The sequence below is a fragment of the Cumulibacter soli genome (genome assembly GCF_004382795.1).
Lineage (GTDB): Bacteria > Actinomycetota > Actinomycetes > Mycobacteriales > Antricoccaceae > Cumulibacter > Cumulibacter soli.
Genome location: NZ_SMSG01000005.1, coordinates 40,964 through 59,597 on the forward strand (window position 1 = coordinate 40,964; position 18,634 = coordinate 59,597).

The 18,634-nt window shown below is 64.2% G+C and carries 15 protein-coding genes; 12 read left to right on the top strand and 3 right to left on the bottom strand.

What is annotated here, in order from left to right; all coding sequences use genetic code 11:
- The first annotated feature begins 213 nt into the window (after positions 1 to 213).
- The 12 genes from E1H16_RS11705 to E1H16_RS11760 all read left to right on the top strand — a co-directional run bounded on the left by E1H16_RS11705 (position 214) and on the right by E1H16_RS11760 (position 14,353).
- Positions 214 to 2,358: an acetate--CoA ligase family protein gene (locus tag E1H16_RS11705; protein WP_134324071.1), complete on the top strand. Its 2,145-nt coding sequence runs from the start codon at positions 214 to 216 to the stop codon at positions 2,356 to 2,358.
- 50 nt (positions 2,359 to 2,408) lie between these two features.
- Complete coding sequence (locus tag E1H16_RS11710) at positions 2,409 to 3,146, top strand: enoyl-CoA hydratase-related protein (RefSeq protein ID WP_134324072.1); 738 nt, start codon at positions 2,409 to 2,411, stop codon at positions 3,144 to 3,146.
- Positions 3,147 to 3,200: 54 nt separating this feature from the next.
- Positions 3,201 to 4,793 (top strand): ABC transporter substrate-binding protein, encoded by a 1,593-nt coding sequence (locus E1H16_RS11715; protein ID WP_134324073.1) that lies wholly within the window; start codon positions 3,201 to 3,203, stop codon positions 4,791 to 4,793.
- 61 nt (positions 4,794 to 4,854) lie between these two features.
- Positions 4,855 to 5,796: an ABC transporter permease gene (locus E1H16_RS11720; RefSeq protein WP_134324074.1), complete on the top strand. Its 942-nt coding sequence runs from the start codon at positions 4,855 to 4,857 to the stop codon at positions 5,794 to 5,796.
- On the top strand, positions 5,793 to 6,767 hold the full coding sequence (locus E1H16_RS11725) for an ABC transporter permease (RefSeq protein WP_134324075.1): 975 nt from the start codon (positions 5,793 to 5,795) through the stop codon (positions 6,765 to 6,767). The genes E1H16_RS11720 and E1H16_RS11725 overlap by 4 nt, the downstream gene beginning before the upstream one ends.
- A complete protein-coding gene (locus E1H16_RS11730; protein ID WP_208379027.1) occupies positions 6,768 to 7,808 on the top strand; it encodes an ABC transporter ATP-binding protein in 1,041 nt (346 codons plus the stop codon).
- A complete protein-coding gene (locus E1H16_RS11735) occupies positions 7,805 to 8,884 on the top strand; it encodes an ABC transporter ATP-binding protein (protein WP_208379028.1) in 1,080 nt (359 codons plus the stop codon). Before E1H16_RS11730 ends, E1H16_RS11735 begins: the two co-directional genes overlap by 4 nt.
- Entirely contained in the window at positions 8,881 to 10,155 is a 1,275-nt protein-coding gene (locus E1H16_RS11740) for a CaiB/BaiF CoA transferase family protein (protein WP_166741737.1), read from the top strand. Before E1H16_RS11735 ends, E1H16_RS11740 begins: the two co-directional genes overlap by 4 nt.
- Entirely contained in the window at positions 10,152 to 11,288 is a 1,137-nt protein-coding gene (locus tag E1H16_RS11745; protein WP_134324077.1) for an acyl-CoA dehydrogenase family protein, read from the top strand. The genes E1H16_RS11740 and E1H16_RS11745 overlap by 4 nt, the downstream gene beginning before the upstream one ends.
- Complete coding sequence (locus E1H16_RS11750) at positions 11,281 to 12,363, top strand: acyl-CoA dehydrogenase family protein (protein ID WP_134324078.1); 1,083 nt, start codon at positions 11,281 to 11,283, stop codon at positions 12,361 to 12,363. Before E1H16_RS11745 ends, E1H16_RS11750 begins: the two co-directional genes overlap by 8 nt.
- On the top strand, positions 12,360 to 13,142 hold the full coding sequence (locus tag E1H16_RS11755) for an enoyl-CoA hydratase/isomerase family protein (protein WP_134324079.1): 783 nt from the start codon (positions 12,360 to 12,362) through the stop codon (positions 13,140 to 13,142). The genes E1H16_RS11750 and E1H16_RS11755 overlap by 4 nt, the downstream gene beginning before the upstream one ends.
- Positions 13,127 to 14,353 (top strand): MFS transporter, encoded by a 1,227-nt coding sequence (locus E1H16_RS11760; RefSeq protein WP_134324080.1) that lies wholly within the window; start codon positions 13,127 to 13,129, stop codon positions 14,351 to 14,353. Before E1H16_RS11755 ends, E1H16_RS11760 begins: the two co-directional genes overlap by 16 nt.
- Before the next feature lie 90 nt (positions 14,354 to 14,443).
- Here E1H16_RS11760 and E1H16_RS11765 read toward each other — a convergent pair whose 3' ends face one another.
- The 3 genes from E1H16_RS11765 to E1H16_RS11775 all read right to left on the bottom strand — a co-directional run bounded on the left by E1H16_RS11765 (position 14,444) and on the right by E1H16_RS11775 (position 18,622).
- A complete protein-coding gene (locus tag E1H16_RS11765) occupies positions 14,444 to 15,382 on the bottom strand; it encodes a 3-oxoacyl-[acyl-carrier-protein] synthase III C-terminal domain-containing protein (protein ID WP_166741738.1) in 939 nt (312 codons plus the stop codon).
- A gap of 67 nt (positions 15,383 to 15,449) precedes the next feature.
- Positions 15,450 to 17,699 carry an ATP-binding cassette domain-containing protein gene (locus E1H16_RS11770; protein ID WP_134324082.1) on the bottom strand — a complete coding sequence of 750 codons (2,250 nt, stop codon included), beginning with the start codon at positions 17,697 to 17,699 and terminating at the stop codon, positions 15,450 to 15,452.
- Complete coding sequence (locus E1H16_RS11775; RefSeq protein WP_166741739.1) at positions 17,696 to 18,622, bottom strand: ABC transporter permease; 927 nt, start codon at positions 18,620 to 18,622, stop codon at positions 17,696 to 17,698. The genes E1H16_RS11770 and E1H16_RS11775 overlap by 4 nt, the downstream gene beginning before the upstream one ends.
- Positions 18,623 to 18,634: the final 12 nt, after the last annotated feature.

An 18,634-nucleotide genomic window follows, 5' to 3' on the forward strand; every position in this document is an offset into this window, starting at 1 on the left:
CTGGTGGCGGTGAGACCGCCGCTCTCGAAGCGTGCCGTACTGGTCAATTATCGGCGCGGGCACCCAGCACACGCGCCGGCGACGGTCAGCACGCTGGTTCTGGGGCCCGATACCGGAAAGTGATCCACGACAAGTATTGACACCGACATCAATTTCAGGTGACAGTGACATCGGTTTCAAATTGAGCTGCGAGTCACAGATGGAGTTTGGTGAATGACAGAGATGGTCAGATCGCGCGCCGGCACCGACATCGCGCAAGCGCTCTTCGAGCCGAGTTCGATCGCGATCGTCGGGGCGTCGTCACGACTCGGGTCGGTATCGAGTCGGCCGCTGGAGTTGCTCAAGCAGCACGGGTATCAGGGCGACATCTACCCGGTTAACCCGCGATACGAGACGTTGCACGATCTCCGCTGCTATCCGGACCTCACCACGATCGATCAACCCGTTGATCTGGTGCTCTCACTTGTTCCCGCCGCCGCGACGCTCGACGTGGTGCGCGACGCCGGACGCGTCGGAGCGAGCCTGGTGATCGTGTTCGCTTCAGGCTTTGCCGAAACCGGCGAGGCAGGTGCGGCGATGCAGCAGGCACTGCTCGACGAGGCCCACAAGTCCGGGGTGCGTGTGCTCGGACCGAACTGCCAAGGAAGCATCAATCCCGCCGGTGGTGTGTTCGCGACCTTCACGCCCGCTGCCCAGCGCACCATCACCGGCGGGAGCTCGGTGGCGTACGTCGGGCAGAGCGGCGCGGTCGGCGGGTCTGTGCTGGATATGGCCACCGAACTCGGGCTCTCGCTGGACGCGTGGGCAGCCACCGGCAACCAGGCAGATATCGATCTCGTAGAGGTGGCGCAGTCACTGGTCGACGGGGACCGGATCGCCACGATCCTGCTGTATGCCGAAGGTATTGCCGACGGCACCCGGTTTGTGAATCTGTGCAAATCGGCACAGCAACGCCAGAAACGGCTTGTACTGCTGCGATCGGGAAAATCGGCGGTCGGCAAACGTGCCGCGGCCTCCCACACAGGGGCGATGCTTGGCGACGATGCGGCGCTGATCGCCACGGCCGCACAGTACGGCGTCCTGCTGGTAGATGATGTCGACGAACTCCTTGCGGTCGGCACGATGCTTTCGAAGCACCGGCAGTTGCGCGGTCGCCGAATTGGTGTGATCACCACGTCCGGCGGGGCCGGGATCCTGCTTGCCGACCATTGCGAAGTACACCGGTTGGCGGTGCCTGAGCTGACCGCCGGGACCCAACAGCAGCTTGCCGAACTGGTGCCGGCATTCGGCGCAACCACCAATCCGGTGGATGTCACCGCCCAGATCCTCAACACACCCACCGCCTTCGAGGATTTCGCCGGTGTCTGCCGCACCGTCGCCGACGACCCACACATCGACGGCGTCGCTGTCGTGCTGACCATGGTCACTGGGGATCGCGCGGTGAAGTTGGCGCATGCGTTAGTCGATACCGTAAACGCGGGATTCGGAAAGCCGTTATGGGTCACCTGGCTCGCCAGCCCGAGCCAGACCGCGGACGGTCGCACGATCCTGCGGGATGCGGGAATCCCGGTGTTCGACGCCACGGGAGCACTCGCATTGACTGTGGCGCGAGTAGCCCCCGAGAACGAATCGAACTCGCCGGACGGGGAGGTCTCGCCGAACGAACGGGCGGCGGCCGCGCTCGAGGACCGGATCGCCGGTAGGTCAGCGGTATCGCACCTGCTCGCCGCCCTCGGGATCACCACGCCCGCATCGTTCGAGGTAACCGACGGTGCCGAAGCAGAACGCGCGGTGACGACCCACGGCGGCCGACGGTACGCGTTCAAGACCGCCTCGAAGGAGATCGCACACAAGTCGGAGATCGGCGGTGTGCTGCTCGACGTTGAGCCGGTCGATGCGCGCGACGCCTACGACCGCATCACCCGCGCGGTGGCCGCCCACGGCTACGACGATTCCACCCGGGTACAGATCCAACAGATGGTCCCGCAGGGTGTGGAGTTGCTTATCGGCGCAACTGTCGGCGGGGACGGCTTTCCACCGCTGATCACCGTCGGCAGCGGTGGAACTGCCACCGAGCTCTACCGCGATGTCTCCACCCGCGTGGCTCCGGTATCCGACGAGACCGCACTGCAGATGATCCAGAGCTTGCAGATCTGGCCGCTGCTCGACGGGTTCCGCGGGATGCCGCGACGAGATGTGGCCGCGGCTGCGGCAGCCGTCAGCGCCGTAAGCCGGATGATCGCCGCTTTCCCCGACGAGGCGCTCGAGCTCGAGATCAACCCGCTCGTGGTCGCAGCGTGCGGTGAGGGAGCAATCGCCGTCGACCTGCTGATCCAGACGGCTGGAGGCGCCACCTGATCGGTCTCTATTCGACCTGGCAACGAATCCACCAACTCAGAGGAAACCACATGGGACGCATTGCGCTCGAAAAACAGGACGGCATCGCCGTCATCACCATCGATTCGCCGGAGGTCAAGAACGGCCTGACTCCCGAGATGGGCCGAGAACTCGTCGCTGCCTGTGACGATATCGACGCCGATCCGTCGATCGGCGCGGCGGTCATCAAGGGTGCCGCGGGCACCTTCTGCTCGGGCGCCGATCGGCGACGCTGGACGCCCGGAGTGGACCAGGCCGAAGATGCGACATTCAAGGAATCGGGGTCGGTCTATGCCGGTTTCCGGCGGGTCGGCGACCTGACCGTTCCCACCATTGCGGCAGTACGCGGTGCCGCGGTGGGCGCGGGAATGAACCTGCTGCTCGCCACTGATCTTCGAATCGTCGCGCGCAACGCCCGAATCATGGCCGGCTTCCTGCGTATCAATCTGCATCCGGGCGGTGGATTCTTCACGATCACGCACCGCACCGCAGGACGTGAAGCCACCGCTGCAATGGGGTTGTTCAGCGAGGAGATCGACGGCACCCGCGCCGTCGAGATCGGTCTCGCCTGGGCAGCATTCGACGACGATCAAGTAGAAGCAGAGGCGATGAAGCTCGCTGCGCGACCGGCGCAAGATCCAGAGCTCGCCCGTGAAGCGACGCGCTCGTTCCGGGTCGAGGCCGCGAATCCAGGTATCGGGTGGGATGCGGCGCTGCAGTTCGAACGCGCGACCCAGATGTGGTCGCAGCGCCGCCGAAACAGTTCCTGAGGCCGAGTGCATCGGTCTCTATACGACGAGGGCCCTATAGAAGGAAGAGTTGACATGAATCACCGAAGGACCGGACTCCTTGCGATCTCGCTCGTTGCCTGCCTCGCGCTGGCAACCGGCTGCGGGTCGGACAGCGGAAATACCGGCGGAAGCTCCGAACGAGAGGCAAGCACCAGCGACTGTCCGCCCGTTGACGACGCCAAAGTGGACCCCGAGGGGCATTTCACCTGGATCTACAGTGTCGGCAACACCGGCTTCGATCCGGCAACGATCACGACGAACAACAGCCAGATGTACCTGTACCCGATCTACGACAGCCTGGTACATGTCGACGCGGCTGGCGAACCACAACCGATGCTCGCCAGCGACTGGGAGATCAGCGAGGACGGGCTGTCGCTGGAGATGGACCTGATCTCCGGGTGGACCTATCACGACGGAACGCCCTTCGATGCCGAGTCGGTCAAGGCAAACCTTGATCGTCACCGCGCACAGGGCAGCTGGAACGCCAATGCGCTGTCGGACGTGGCAGAGGTGACCGTGAATGATGCGGCCACCGTGACAATCACGACCCAGAGCGGCGCTGCGCCGCTGGTGCCAATCCTGGCTGGGTCAGCCGGCATGATGATGAGCCCCGCAGTGTTCGACGATCCGAGCCAGGAGCTGAACCCGACCGGTGGCTCGGGTGCATTCACCCTCGCCAGCTACCAGCCCGGCGCATCAGTCCACTACGAAGCGGTGGATAACTACTGGGACCCGGACGCGTTGAAGGTCAAGGAGATGACGTACCTCATCTCCGGGGACGACAATGCACGACTGAACTCGGTGCTCACCGGACAGAGTGACACCACGTTCTTGCGAGCGAGCATGTACGAGGCCGCTCAGGCAGATCCCGCTGCGGTGGTGTGTGAGGCGCCGAGCCTCTCGGCGTACAACTTCACCCTCAACGTCGACAAGGCCGAGTTCGACAAACCCGAGGTCCGCGAGGCCATCGATTACGCTATCGATCGCCAATCGATCGCTGCCGTCACCAACGGCTTCTGTGCTCCCGGTGTCCAGATGTATCCGGACTTCTACTTCGCGGCCTCGGACAACCTGACACCCAGCGACGAGGACTACAACCCGGAGAAGGCCAAGGAACTGCTGGCCTCGGTTGGCCTTGAAGAGGGCTTCAGCTTCTCGCTCGTGGTGATCAACCTCGCGCTGTACCAGCAGATCGCGGAGGTCATTCAGGCGAACCTGGCGGCGGTCGGTATCACGATGGAGATTCTTCCGGTCGACATCTCGAAGCTCGCTGACGACTTCTCGGTCAATCAGTCCGCGGATGCGCAGATGTCCGAACAGAAGGCCGAACAGGACCCGAGCATCCAGGTCGAGTCCTACCTGCTGGAAGGCGGGTTCATGAACCCCGGCGGCTGGTCCAACGACGAGGTCGCGGACCTCGCCGAGCAGGCGCGCACCGGAAAAACCAATGACGAACGAGGTGAGCTCTACGCCGAGCTCTTCGAGAAGGTCGACGAGGTCACCGGGCCGAACATCACCCTGTGCCACCTCACGACACCGTTCGTGCTGAACGACCAGACCATGGGCGTGGAGATCTACGCCGATGCGTCACGTCAGTTCCGAGGCGTGGCAAAAGCCACGTCCTAGTCCGCATGGGTAGCCCTCCGGCAGTGCGCCGGAGAGCTACCTCCGGCCAGGAGGTACCAGATTGCTCAGACTGATCGCCAAACGGGTGCTGACCGCGGTTCCGCTGCTCATCGTTGTCAGCTTCGTCATCTTCTGGCTGATGCAGCAGGCAGGTAACCCCGCCGCACAGCTCGCCGGCAACAATCCGAGTGACGAGGACATAGCCCGAGTGGAGCAAGAGCTCGGGTTCGATCAGCCGTTTTTCATCCGTTACCTCAAGTGGCTGGGTGCCGCGTTCCAGGGCGACTTCGGGACGTCGTACTTCACCGGTGAAAGTGTCACGAACTCGATCGTGTCGCGGCTACCGGTGACGCTCTCACTCGTCGCTGTGGCGCTGGCGCTGGCCATCATCCTCGGCATCACCCTCGGCCTGATCGCCGGACTGAATCCCGGTACCTGGATCGACCGTGCCGCAACGATCCTGGCCAGCGTGGGAGTGGCGTTGCCGTACTTCTGGGTCGGCATGATGCTCGTGCTCGCGTTCTCTATCAATGCGCCCCTTCTACCGGCCACCGGTTACGTGTCGTTCTGGGACAACCCCGTCGGGTGGTTTAGCCACCTGATTCTTCCCGGGCTCGCATTGGCCATCGCGCCGATGGCCGTGGTCGCACGTCAGACGCGCGCGTCGGTAGCCGAGGTAATGACCCAGGACTACATTCGCACAGCGACGGCGAAGGGCTTGACTAAATATCGCGTTGTTGCCAAACACGCGCTGAAGAATGCCGCGGTGCCGGTGGTGACCGCATTCGGCCTGGAAGCCAATCGGTTGATCGGCGGCACTGTAGTCATCGAGCAACTGTTTGTGCTCCCAGGGCTCGGCCGGCTGGCCTACGAGTCGGTGTTCGCTCGTGACTTTCCACAAGTACAGGGCGTTCTGCTGTTCACCGCGATCATGGTGCTCTTGATCAACCTGCTCATAGACGTGTCCTACGCGTACTTCAACCCGAGGATCCGCCAGTCATGACCAACGATCTCACTCACGACAACATCCCGTCGGACCCGAGGCTCACCGTGCAAAGCACCGGCAGTGGGTCTGGTCCGGAACCCGTAGCGGACGCCAATGCGCAACCACAGACAGCGTTCGTGAAGGCTCCGGGTCTCAAGCGATTCCTCCGGCGGTTTTTCAGCAATAAGCTAGGAGTGATCTCGGCATCGCTGCTGCTGATCATCATTCTCGGCTCGGTGTTGGCGCCAGTCATCGCGCCCTACGACCCAGATGCGGTCGATGTTGCCAATCGACTGTCCGGCTCAACATCCGAGCACTGGCTCGGTACGGACGGGCTCGGTCGCGACACTTTGACGCGGTTGCTGTACGCGGGCCGTATCTCGTTGCTCGCGGCGGGCACCGCCGTCGGCATCGCCATCCTGGTCGGGGTTCCGCTCGGGATGCTCGCCGGATACTACGGCGGAAAAGTCGACTGGATCCTTAGTCGGGCAGCGGACGTGCTGATGACTTTCCCGGCAGTCCTGCTGGCCATGGCGATCATCGCCGCCCGCGGCCCGGGTCTTCAGACCGCTATGTACGCGCTGGGGATCGTCTACGCACCAAGGCTGTTCCGGGTCGTCCGCAGCTCAGCACTGGCCGTTCGCGCGGAGACGTACATCGAGGCCAGCGAAAGCATCGGAACGCCGGTTATGCGAATCATTCGCACCCGGATTCTGCCGAACATCCTATCGCCATTGCTGGTTCAGATCTCTCTGCTGCTGGCCGCTGCGCTCTTGGCTGAAGCGTCATTGAGCCTGCTCGGGCTGGGAGTCGTGCCACCGACGCCGAGTTGGGGCAACATGCTCGGCGTCGGATTCCCGGACATTCGCACCGCACCACTGCTGGTGGTCTACCCAGGGGTCGCCATTGCGCTGACCACGATCTCGTTCAATCTCCTCGGTGACGCGCTGCGCGACAGCTTCGGCCGAGAGGTCCGCAAGGGGGACTAGATGACATCAACTACTGAAGAACCGATGATGCAGGACAACAACCCGCCGGTAGCCGACCCGTTACTGCGCTTCGACGAGCTGAGCGTCGACTTTGCGACCGAGTTCGGCTGGGCCAACGTGGTTGATCAGGTCTCGTTCGAGGTGGGACGCAATGAGATCGTCGGGCTCGTCGGCGAGTCGGGGTCAGGAAAGTCGGTGACGAGTCTGTCGATTCTCGGCTTGATCCCGCAGCCGCCCGGACGTATCTCGCACGGGCACATCTGGTACGGGGCTGAGGATCTCACGCAGATTTCCGCGAACCGGATGCGGACCATCCGGGGCAACGAGATCTCGATGATCTTCCAGGAGCCCATGACAAGCCTCAACCCAGCCTTCACTGTGGGCGATCAGATCGCCGAGGCTTACCGGCTGCACCGCAAAGCGAGCCGCCGGGTTGCCATGGACCGTGCGGTCGAGATGCTCGACCTCGTGGGAATCCCCAACCCAGGACGACGAGCTAAGGACTATCCGCACGAGTTCTCCGGCGGCATGCGGCAGCGTGCCATGATTGCCATGGCGCTGGTCTGCGACCCGCAACTGCTCATTGCCGACGAACCGACAACAGCACTCGATGTGACGATTCAAGCGCAGATTCTCGAACTGCTGTTCAAGCTCCGCGAAGAGATCGGCATGGGGATCATCTTCATCACCCACGACCTCGGAGTTGTCGCGGAGATCTGCGACAAGGTCGTCGTGATGTACGCAGGGCAGACAGTCGAGAAGGCCGTCGGTCACGACCTGTTTGTCGAGCCGCGTCACCCCTACACTCATGGCCTGCTCACCTCGATGCCGCAGCTCGGTCCGCGTGACAAGCGACTGGCCTCGATCCCCGGCCGCACGCCCGAACCATGGGCCATGCCCGAGGGGTGCCGTTTCAACCCACGCTGCTCGTTCGCTCAAGAGCAGTGCCGCGACGATGCGCTGGAAATGATCCAGCTCGGTGACTCCCGTTCGACGCGATGTATCCGTTCCCATGAACTCACGCTGGAGGGTGCTAAGTGAACACCGACAACGTGACGACCGAGACCGAGTCGACCAATCCGAACACGCTGATCCGTGTCCAGCACCTGGACGTCACCTTCAGCCGCAAGGAGATCTTCAAGCCAGTTCGGGAGGTGCGAGCGGTCAACGACGTCACCTTCGACATCGAACGTGGCGAAACCTTGGGCTTGGTGGGGGAATCCGGCTCGGGGAAGTCGACCACCGGGCGTGCGCTGCTACGCCTGGTCCCAGTGACTGGTGGCACCGTGGAAGTCGCGGGAGCCGACGTCGCGTCGATGCATGGCAAGGAACTTCGCCGCGCACGGCGGGACATGCAGATGATCTTCCAGGACCCGTACTCCTCGCTGGATCCCTCGGCAACCGTCGGCGCTTCGATCTCCGAACCGATGCGCGTCCACCTGGACATGTCGGCGCAACAGGCCTTCACCCGCACCGTCGAACTGCTGGACCTTGTTGGGCTACGCGCCAGCCACGTCAACCGGTACCCGTACGAGTTCTCCGGCGGACAGCGGCAACGAGTCGCCATCGCTAGGGCGCTGGCGTTGAACCCGAGATTCATCGTCTGCGACGAGGCGGTCTCCGCACTCGACGTGTCCACCCAGAATCAGGTGATCAATCTGTTGGAGGACCTACGCGAAGAGTTGGATCTCACCTACCTGTTCATCGCGCATGACCTCGCGATCGTCCGGCATATCTCGAATCGGGTGGCCGTCATGTACCTGGGGCACATCGTTGAGGTCGGTCCCGCCGAACGGATCTATATGCAGCCTGCGCACCCCTACACCTGGGCCTTGCTGTCAGCGATCCCCGACGCCAGTCCCTACCGGGAGATACGCGAGCGGATCATCCTGCGCGGTGACTTGCCGGATCCCGCCAACCCGCCAACCGGATGCCCATTCCAAACCAGGTGTCCCTATGTGATGGACATCTGCCGCTCGGAGACCCCGCCGATGACCGAGGTGGCTTCCGGTGGAACGGTCGCATGCCACCTACAGTCATCGGGGCCCGAACTGTCCGGCGCGCCGCTCGGCGACCTGACTCCTGCCGCGTTCGCCGAACAAGGATGGTCCGCATGACCGCCGGCGCATTCACCGGCCTGACGGTGGTGGAGTTCGGTCAGTTCGTTGTCGTCCCGTTCTGCGCCCAACTGATGAGCGATTTCGGTGCCCGGGTGATCAAGGTCGAACCCCTCTCAGGAGACAGCTACCGTTCTGGGCACGGACAGCTCGCCGACGGTTTCACACGGCAGTTCCTGATCAAGAACCGCGGCAAGGAATCGATCGCGTTAGATCTGTCAAGCCCGGACGTGCGGGCGGTTGTCCAAGAGTTGATTCGACAAGCGGACGTCGTCCTAGTCAACCTCAGCCCGAGCGCTATCGAACGTCGCGGGCTCGATTACCAAACGCTGCGCGAGATCAACCCTGCCATCATCTATGCCACGGTCAGCGCGTTCGGGCACACTGGGTCCGAGGCGCAGTTGCCCGGCATGGACGTGGTCGTCCAGGCGCGTTCCGGTCTGATGACCACGCTCGGCGCCGAACGTGACGAGGTGCCGCTGCACAGCGAGGCACAGGTCGCCGACTACTCGACGTCGTTGCTGCTGTTCGGCGGAGTAGCTGCAGCGCTCTATGCACGTACCGTGACCGGTTTGGGTCAGAAGGTCGAGACCTCGCTGTTGGCTGGTGCCTTGGCCATCCAGAACAACTCGCTCGGACACGCGCTGCATGAGGACGGTTGGCGTGCGGAGTTTGTTGATGACGTGCTGCCACGGCTGCGTCGCGAGCATGCCGACCGCGACGACATCCTCGCCTACCGCGAGACACATCGTCCGGACCCGATGAACCACACCAAGCACTATCGTGCATTCCGCACCAGCGACGGGTTCGTGGCTGTCGGAGCCGGCAGCCCCGCTTCGAGGCGGCGACTGTCGGCGGTACTAAAGGTTCATGAGTCGCTGGTCGAGAAGGATCCCGACCGGTTCGGGCGATTGCTCGAGCAGCGGATGACCGAACAGCCCTCGGACTACTGGGTAAGCACCCTCCGAGCCGCTGAGGTACCAGTGTCGGCCGTGTACAACGTCGATGAAATGTTTTTCGATGAACATGTCCTCGGCGAAGGACTGATCCGCGACTATCCGCATGACGAAGCTGGAAGCTACCGGGCATTCGGGCAGCCCATTCGACTGAGCGAAACCCCGATGTCCGCGGGGCCGCCTGCCCCCGGCCTGGCGGAGCACACGGTGGCGATCCTGCAGGAACTGGGATTCGCCGACGACGACATCGACCGCCTCACCAAAAACGGAACGGTACGAGCAGGTCAGAACCGCACTATAGGAGGAAAGCCGTGAGATTCATACCTACCGGACTGTCGGCGCAGGAACTCCAGCTCCAGCGTGAGGTCCGAGAGTTTGTCAAGGATGCACTCCCGGCGGGATACCGCCCCGGCCTCGGCATGGGCGCATCGCGCAGCCCAGAATTTTCCAAAAAACTCGCCGAACGCGGTTGGGTGGGCATGGCGATTCCCAAGCAGTACGGTGGCCACGCCCGCACCGCAGTGGATCGGTTCATCGTTACCGAGGAACTGCTCTCGGCGGGAGCACCGCTGGGCGCGCACTTCGTTGCCGACCGGCAGACTGCACCGGCGATCATCAAGTTCGGCACTGATTGGCAACGAGAGTTCTTCATCCCGAAGATCGTCGCCGGCGAGTGCTGGTTCTCCCTGGGAATGAGCGAGCCCGACGCCGGGTCGGACCTGTCCTCGGTGCGTTCGGCAGCTACTCGCGTCGAAGGCGGCTGGCTGCTGAACGGCACCAAGATCTGGACCAGTGGCGCGCATCGCAACCACTACTTCGCAGTGCTGTGCCGGACCTCCCCATCAGAGGACAAGCACCAGGGACTGAGCCAACTGATCGTCAATCTACGCGGCGACGGAGTCGAGGTGCGCCCGATCCCGTTCCTGAACGGCGCGCACGAGTTCAACGAGGTCCATATGACCGACGTCTTCGTCCCGGACGAGATGATGCTCGGCGCCGAGGGATCAGGATGGCAGCAGGTGACCTCCGAGCTCGCATACGAGCGTTCTGGACCTGATCGTTTCCTGAGCACCTTCGGGCTGGTCAAATACCTAATCGCCGAACGCGCCACCGGTGGGCTGACCCCGGAGCAGGAACGCGCAGTCGGACAACTCGTCGCGCGGTTCTGGACTATCCGGCAGATGTCGCTGTCGGTCGCCCGCACGATCGACGACGGTGGCGCGCCCGCGGTTGAGGCGTCGCTGGTCAAAGACATCGGGACGCGATTCGAACAGCGAGTGATAGACGTGATCCGCGATGTGGTGGAAGTCCAGCTCGATCTGGACAGCAACTCGACCTTTGAGCAACTGTTGGCAGAATCCGTGCTGACCGGTCCCTCCTTCACGCTTCGGGGCGGAACAACCGAAGTACTCCGCTCCATCGTCTCGAAAGGCCTGCGGAATGTCTGACAACACGACTGAGATCAGGGCAGCCCTCCGCGCGATCCTGGCTGACCACTCGTCGGCCGACGCGGTGCTCGCCGCCGAGCCCGAGGGCTGGAACGAGCCGTTGTGGCGGGTTCTGGACGATGGCGGGTTCGCCACGATTGCTGTCGACGAGACGATCGGCGGTTCAGGTGGATCACTCGCCGACGCGTGCGCGGTACTCCACGAACTCGGCAGGTCTGCCGCGTCGATTCCGTTTGCCGAGCACGCGCTCCTCGCCGGATGGCTACTATCCCAGGGCGGCTGGGATCTACCAGGCGGGGTACTGACGGTAATCGATGACACTTCTGGGCTACAGATTGAAGCGGCCGGCGCGGGCTTCACCCTCTCAGGCACCGCGAACCACGTCGCCTGGGCAGGCGCGAGTACTCAAATCCTCCTTGCCGCGGTCGTCGACGGGACGCCGACTGCGTTGCTGCTGTCGACGAAGGACGTACAGGTCGGTGGCGGCGCGAATCTCGCGGAGGAACAGCGCCGGTCCGTCGCCGTTGATTCGATCACCGTGCCCGCTGAGCGGACGTGGGAGCTTCCTGCGGATGCAGTTGAACAGTTGCGGTTGCGCGGCGCGCTGAGTCGGGCAGCGCTGATAGCCGGTGCACTGGAACGAGTCAGTGAGCTGACCGTGCGATACACCTCGGAACGCGAACAGTTCGGTCGACCGATCGGCCGCTTCCAGGCAGTACAACGTCATGTAGTCCGACTTACGGAGATGGCCCAGCAGGCAGCGATGGCAACCACGGTCGCGGCGCTCAACGGCAGCGACGCCGTCGACTTCTTCGATGTGGCATCGGCGAAGATCGTCGCGGGAGAATGTGCGAGCGGGGGAGCGGCGGCAGCGCACCAGGCGCACGGCGCGATAGGGATGACCAAGGAGTACGAACTCGGCCAACTCTCGCGACGGTTGTGGTCCTGGCGCGACGAGTACGGCCACGAAAGTGCTTGGGCTCGCGAACTCGGTCATCGGCTTGCCGAGGCCGGCGCAGATGAGTTGTGGCCCCGTATCGCTGCCGGACTTCTCGCCGCGGGACCGCAGGCATGACCGCGGGTCTACGCATCGAGATCACCGACCGCATCGCCGTGGTCACCCTCAATCGCCCTGAGCGGCTCAATGCACTCGGACGTGCCACGCAGGACGGACTCATCGAGGCGTTCCGTGAATTCAGTGTCAGCGACGACGTGTGGGCTGTGGTGCTCACCGGCGCCGGCGAGCGGGCATTCAGCGCCGGTGTGGACCTGAAAGAGGCCAACGATGCGGATGCCAACGGACAGCGGTTCTCCGGAACGCCGTACGCCGACCTCAAGCTGAACGTCTTCGAGACCATCCTGGAATGCCGCCGACCCGTGATTGCCGCGCTGAACGGGGTGGCGGTCGGCGGTGGGCTCGAGGTCGCGCTGGCCTGTGATATCCGGCTCGCTGCGGACACCGCCCGCCTCGGACTGCCCGAAGCAAAGCGCGGTATGGGGTGCAACTTCGGATCTCAGATGCTTCCGCGGTTGATACCGCGAGGCCTCGCTTATCAGCTCCTCTACACCGGCGACATGATCGACGCGTCAACGGCCCGCGAGTGGGGACTGGTCAACGCGATACATCCGCAGGGAGACCTTCTCGAACAAGCGGTCGCCCTCGGGAGGTCCATCGCGGCGAATGCGCCACTGACTGTGCGGCGGTACAAGGAAGCGATCACCAAAGGTTCTGAACTCCCGATCGCCGCGGCATTGCGGCTCGGGGTGGGGCCGAACCCTTACGCGAGTGAGGATCGCATCGAGGGTGTCGCGGCATTTGTCGAGAAGCGGACGCCCCAGTGGAAGGCCCGCTGAGCGCGATAGAGCACCACGCGCGGCGCCGACCGACAATCGACGCGATCGCGGCCGCGTCCGCCGCCGTTCTTCCGCTGTACCTGACCGCAGGGTTGGCTGTCCAGATCGGACGCGACCTCGAGCTGTCAACCGGCCAACTCGGAATTGCCTCGACCGCCTTCTTCGGCGCGCAGGCCGTGATGTCGCCGTTTGTCGGCGCACTCGTCGCACGGTTCGGGGCTGTACGGTCGATGCGGCTCAGCATGCTGCTGGCAGCTGCGGTGGCCGTCGCGATCGGGGTCGCGGCAGATGGCCTGTTGTTGCTGCTGCTCGCCTTGGTGCTCGGCGGTGCCAATAATGCGTTGGCGAAACCAGCGACCAATCAGTTCATTGCTGATGCAATCCCTGCCGGCAGCCAAGGTGCGGCATTCGGTCTGAAGCAATCCGCAATTCCGGTCGCCTCGCTGCTCGCCGGCCTAGCCGTGCCATTGCTCGGACTAACGCTCGGCTGGCGTTGGGCCTTTATCGTGTTCGCGTTATTGCTGCTCGGGCTCTCGCTTCGAGAGCCCGGTGGTCCGCGTCGCGCGCCGCGTGCGCTCCCCGACCGCCCAGTCGACGGTTCGATCTCACGCAGTTCATTGCTCATGCTCACGATTTCGTCAGGTATCGCATCCGCCTGTGGCACATCCTTCGGTGTGTACCTGGTTTCGGGCGCGGTCGCTACCGGATGGTCCGAGGGGGCCGCCGGCATCCTCTTCGCCGCGGCCAGCCTCTGCGGCATCATCGCCCGCGCGCTGGCCGGCTGGCTGGCCGACCGACGCACCGGGCGACACGTCGCCACCGTGGCTGCGATGATGATTGCCGGCGCAGGCGGCGCTTTACTGCTCGCGATCGGAAGTCGTCCGACGTACCTGCTCGGTGCACTGGTTGCGTATTCCCTCGGCTGGGGCTGGCCGGGTCTGTTCATCTTCGCGGTGGTGCGGCTCAACCCGGCGCGACCGGCCGGTGCGACGGCGTTTGTGCAAGCCGGTACGGCGGTCGGCGCGGTCGCCGGACCGGCGCTGTTCGGGCTCTGGGTGATCGCTCACTCGTTCGAGACCGCTTGGCTAGGTGTCGGCATCGCGCTGATTTGCGCGGGGTTGGTGAGCCTGCTCGCGCGCCGGCGCATCGCCCGAGAAAAAGCCGCGCAAGGTGGGTGCGATCGCAGCGACGCGACCGAGCGTGGCAGTTAAGGAAGCGCTTCACAGCTCGTATGTCGGCAGGGACCCCTCGATGTTCGCTATGCAACCCACTCTGCTGTGGACAGCCCGAGCCTTAGGAAACTACCAGCGCATCACGGCGCAGGAGACGCTCAGCCCAGCGCCAAGCCCAATCAGCGCGACGATCTTCCCTGGTTGCATCCGTCCACCGGCCTCCAACCAGTCCAGCGCAATGAGTTGATCGGCACCACCCAGATGCCCGGTCGTCAGTCCGAGTGCGCAACTCGTGCGGTCCGCGTCGATTCCTAGCGGTGCGAGATAGCCGTGCTGCATCGCGTTTGCGCCGACGAAAGGTAGTGCCCAGAAGTCGGCATCTGCTCTATCAAGGTTCGCCTCCGCCAGCGCGGCGTCGATGGTGTCGGTTAACAGTCGCGTGTGACTCTCGATGATCGTCGCGACACTCAGGTCTCCTGCCGAGCGATGGATCGCCTCGTGTAGCCGATCCTGTATTCGCGCGGGCAAGGCGGGACGGGCCGCGGCGAAATCGATCTCAGGTGCGCCCCGCTGTGCGGCCTCCAGACTGACGTCGGCACCCGATCGTACGCACACAATCCGGTGGCCGGGGCCTTGACGCGAGAGCACCACCGCGCCGGCTCCGTCGCCGAGCGTGACACCTGAGTCGAACGCCCACCGATCGACAACAGCGTCGTCCACAGCATCACCCGCAGCCACCAGCACACTGTCGAGCTCCGGTTCGCTCGCGAGCCACCGAGCGGCCGCGCCTACTGCTGCGGCCCCACCGGCACACATCGCCGACAGATGCTCGACAAATGCGACCCGTTCGTGACCAGTGATCTCACCGGCAATCCATGCCGCGGGCGACCAGACTGGCGGACCGGTCGGCGAGAATGACGCGAAGACGTGGCCGACTCGTCGATCGCTGCGTCGCCCGCCATGGCGCGCCCACGCCAGCCGCGCAGCGCGGCGCGCGAGAGCGACACCAGGCACGCCGGCGATTGAGACCGTGTGTAGTCGCTGCTTGTACCGGGCGTCCGCACTCATCTGGTGAGCAGTTTCTTCTGCTGTGTAAGTCGTCCCCAGCGCCCTCGCGCTCGAGGTCACCCACAGGTCATCGGTGCGCAATCCGTCCCCTTTCCATAGGAGATGGTGGTTCTGTGATCGCCGCTTTCGTGGGGTCGCGCAGCAATGTGGCATCCTTTGCATATTCCAGAACTCGTCGCTCATTCACGTGCAGCGTTCGGTCCGCCAATGCGGCGAGTTCCTCGTCGTGGGTCACCAGCAGCACCGCACCTCCACCGGCCCGAAACCTGCCGAGTACCGCCAGTACCTTTCCGACACTCTCGCGGTCCAGCGCGGAGGTCGGCTCATCGAGCAGCAACACTCGCGGTCGCGCGCTCAGGGCACGGGCCAGCACAGCGCGCTGTCGCTGCCCGCCCGAACACTCGCCGGGACGGCGCCGACCCGTCCTCTCATCGACGCCGAGTTCTCGTAGCAGCGAGTCGGCCGCGCTCAGCGATTCGCTCATCGTTCGGTTACGCAGCGTCCGTAACGGCCTGGCGATCTGATTCCGCAGCCGGATCGAGGGGTTCAACTCCAGTCGGCTGTCCTGCCCTGCCCGCTGCACTGCGCGCCACTGCTCCCGGTCGCGCTCCGCAGCATCATCGAACGAGGTAGCACTCGGCAGCTCTGCGACACTATCGCCGGTGACGAGTTCCACGGTGCCTTTGGTCAGTGGATGCAGCCCAGCGAGTGCCCGCAGCAATGTGCTCTTGCCACAGCCACTGGGCCCGACTATTGCGACGATCTCTCCGGCAGATAAGGACAGCTGCACATCATTCAGGAGGGCGCGTTTCTGCGGCGTGCACAAACGGATGCTGCGCGTGCGCAACACCTCATCACCTTCACCGTCGTACGGTGCCATTTCGAGGTCACCTTCCGGGGCCGCAAGGTCCACTCGGCGGACCGGTAGTCCTACCAGCAGCGCGTCGTCGTGGGTCACCACAATCGAGATATGGCCGTGATCGCGACGCGCGCGTAGGAGCTCTGCAACTCGTGTCCGGTTGGTTGCATCAAGCCCAGCAGTGGGCTCATCGAGCAGCAGCAAGTGCGGCTCGCCCATCAGTGCGCGAGCTATGGCAACCCGCGCCGCCTCTCCGCCGGACAGTTCTCCAGCTCGCTGGCCAAGCACCCGTTCTGACAATCCGAGTGCCGCGACGGCCTCGACGAGCCTGTGGCGCCGCACGCGGCGTCGCGAAAGCCCGTCACGCAGCACAGCGTCGACCCGCTGGCGCGGATCAAGGGTGGAAGCCGGATCCTGCGGCACAAAAGCAATCGGCCCGTCGAGCGGCCTCAGTCCACCCACGGTGGCGAGCCCGGGCGCCGGACGGCCGGCAAGCACCTCTAGGAGAGTCGTCTTTCCGCTTCCGGACGGCCCGCGCACCACCACCAATTCACCAGGCTCGATCTCCAGATCGACGGCGTTCAGCACAATCTGGCCATGGCGATCTCGCACAGTCAGTCCCGCACTGGAGGCATTCGTCGCAGCACGACGCCGCACCGCACCGCGTGTGATCGGCGGAGCCAGAAGTTCCGAGATCCGGTCGACACCAATCGCCACGGCGATACCGAGCAGAGCTAACGCGCAGGCAGGTCCTGCTACAGACCACGGGTTGAGCGCGACTCCCTTCAGATTTGCCATCACCATTGAACTCCAGATGAGCGCATCGCCGCCGCGAATGACCTGGATCGCAACGACGAGCTGCATCGCGGCAATTACTCGGTTTCCAAGATCCGTAATCACGGTTGCCCCGATCGCCGGCAGGACTTCGCGCACCAGCACCGACCGCTGTCGTTCCCCGCGCGTGATGGCCGCCTCGACGTGTCCAGCGCGTGACAGCGACGCCAGCGTCATCGCGACCGTTCGGGCAGATGCGGGAACGCCGAGCAGCAGCATGGCGACGCCGACAGCTATCCATACGTCGACGAACACCGCCAGCAGCAAGACGATCACGACACCCGGAATCGCAAGCACCAATCCGGTAGCGTTTCGCAGGACCGCGGCGCCCAACCGGTGGCGCCAGGTCAGCAGAGCGGCTACCGCGCCGAGGACCCCCGCAAGCACTCCAATGATCAAGGATCCCGCCAGTAGTTCCGCGCCGCCAGCGAGTAGTCGATTCAGCACGTCACGCCCGAGCGAGTCAAGACCCAATGGGCTTCCATCGTCGGGCGCAGACCACGGGCGACCAACGGTCTCGGTGACGCTTGACGCCCGCGCGCTCGCCACTAACGGGCCAATCGCGACCGCGAGTAAGAAAAACCCGACCATCGCTAACAGGCCGTACCGGCGCACCATCCTCATCGCCGCACCTCAAGGCGACGGCGCAATGCGTCCGCACACGCCAAGCCGGTGGCGACGACCGCAGAGACCAGAACCGTGACAGCTTGAATGACCGGAATGTCTCGGATGGCAACGGCCTGTGAAAGCAGGTCGCCAACACCCGGCAGCGCGACGATCTGCTCAACCACAACCGAACCGGCGAGGATCGCCCCTGCCAGCACAGCCGCGTTCTGCACGATCAGCGGTAGGAGTACGGGAAGGACATGCCGCGCCGCGACCGAAGATGCCGATCGCCCGCGTAGCCGCGCTTCGGCGACATATCGGCGGCCCGCGACGTCCTCGGCGGGTCCACGCAGAGCTCGTAACAGCCATGCGGTCGCTGGCAAAGTGAGCGCGGCAATCGGCAGGATCAACAGGCTCGGATCGTCCAGAACAGAGTCGCCGGGGCGGATCAGCGATACCGGTGGCAGCCAGTCGAGCCACGTCGCCAGTAAAAGCACCAAACCGGTGGCAACGATCGCCTCCGGCACGCCACTTAAGCCACCAGCGACCACCTGCACCCATCGAGTACGTCGTGAGCCGTCAACAGCCACGATGAGCGCCAGCGCGGTACCGACGGATACGGTCAACAACCACGCCGGGATGACCACGGCCGCAGATACCGCGATCCGTTCACCGAGCATCACGCTGACCTGGTCACCGTTCATCAATGAGACGCCAAAGTCGCCCCGAGCCGCGGCGTAGAGCCAATCCGCGGTCTGGGTGAGGACGCCAGCGTCGAGCCCGAGATCGGTGCGAAGCCGTTCGATCCGAGCCGCGTCCGCGCCGGGTCCGGCGACGATCGTTGCGGCGTCCGCTGGCATTAGCCCGATCAGGATGTGCATCAGCAGCGCGGCGAGAACGACAACGCCCGCTACCCAACAAGCAGTACGGACTAGGCTCATTCCCGCGCCGAC

Bases quoted from the DNA above. Each gene is read 5' to 3' on its own strand.
- E1H16_RS11725 (WP_134324075.1), top strand. From the start codon at position 5,793: ATGACCAACGATCTCACTCACGACAACATCCCGTCGGACCCGAGGCTC.
- E1H16_RS11730 (WP_208379027.1), top strand. From the start codon at position 6,768: ATGACATCAACTACTGAAGAACCGATGATGCAGGACAACAACCCGCCG.
- E1H16_RS11710 (WP_134324072.1), top strand. From the start codon at position 2,409: ATGGGACGCATTGCGCTCGAAAAACAGGACGGCATCGCCGTCATCACC.
- E1H16_RS11705 (WP_134324071.1), top strand. From the start codon at position 214: ATGACAGAGATGGTCAGATCGCGCGCCGGCACCGACATCGCGCAAGCG.
- E1H16_RS11755 (WP_134324079.1), top strand. From the start codon at position 12,360: ATGACCGCGGGTCTACGCATCGAGATCACCGACCGCATCGCCGTGGTC.
- E1H16_RS11750 (WP_134324078.1), top strand. From the start codon at position 11,281: ATGTCTGACAACACGACTGAGATCAGGGCAGCCCTCCGCGCGATCCTG.
- E1H16_RS11770 (WP_134324082.1), bottom strand. From the start codon at position 17,699: ATGAGGATGGTGCGCCGGTACGGCCTGTTAGCGATGGTCGGGTTTTTC.
- E1H16_RS11775 (WP_166741739.1), bottom strand. From the start codon at position 18,622: ATGAGCCTAGTCCGTACTGCTTGTTGGGTAGCGGGCGTTGTCGTTCTC.
- E1H16_RS11765 (WP_166741738.1), bottom strand. From the start codon at position 15,382: ATGAGTGCGGACGCCCGGTACAAGCAGCGACTACACACGGTCTCAATC.
- E1H16_RS11740 (WP_166741737.1), top strand. From the start codon at position 8,881: ATGACCGCCGGCGCATTCACCGGCCTGACGGTGGTGGAGTTCGGTCAG.
- E1H16_RS11715 (WP_134324073.1), top strand. From the start codon at position 3,201: ATGAATCACCGAAGGACCGGACTCCTTGCGATCTCGCTCGTTGCCTGC.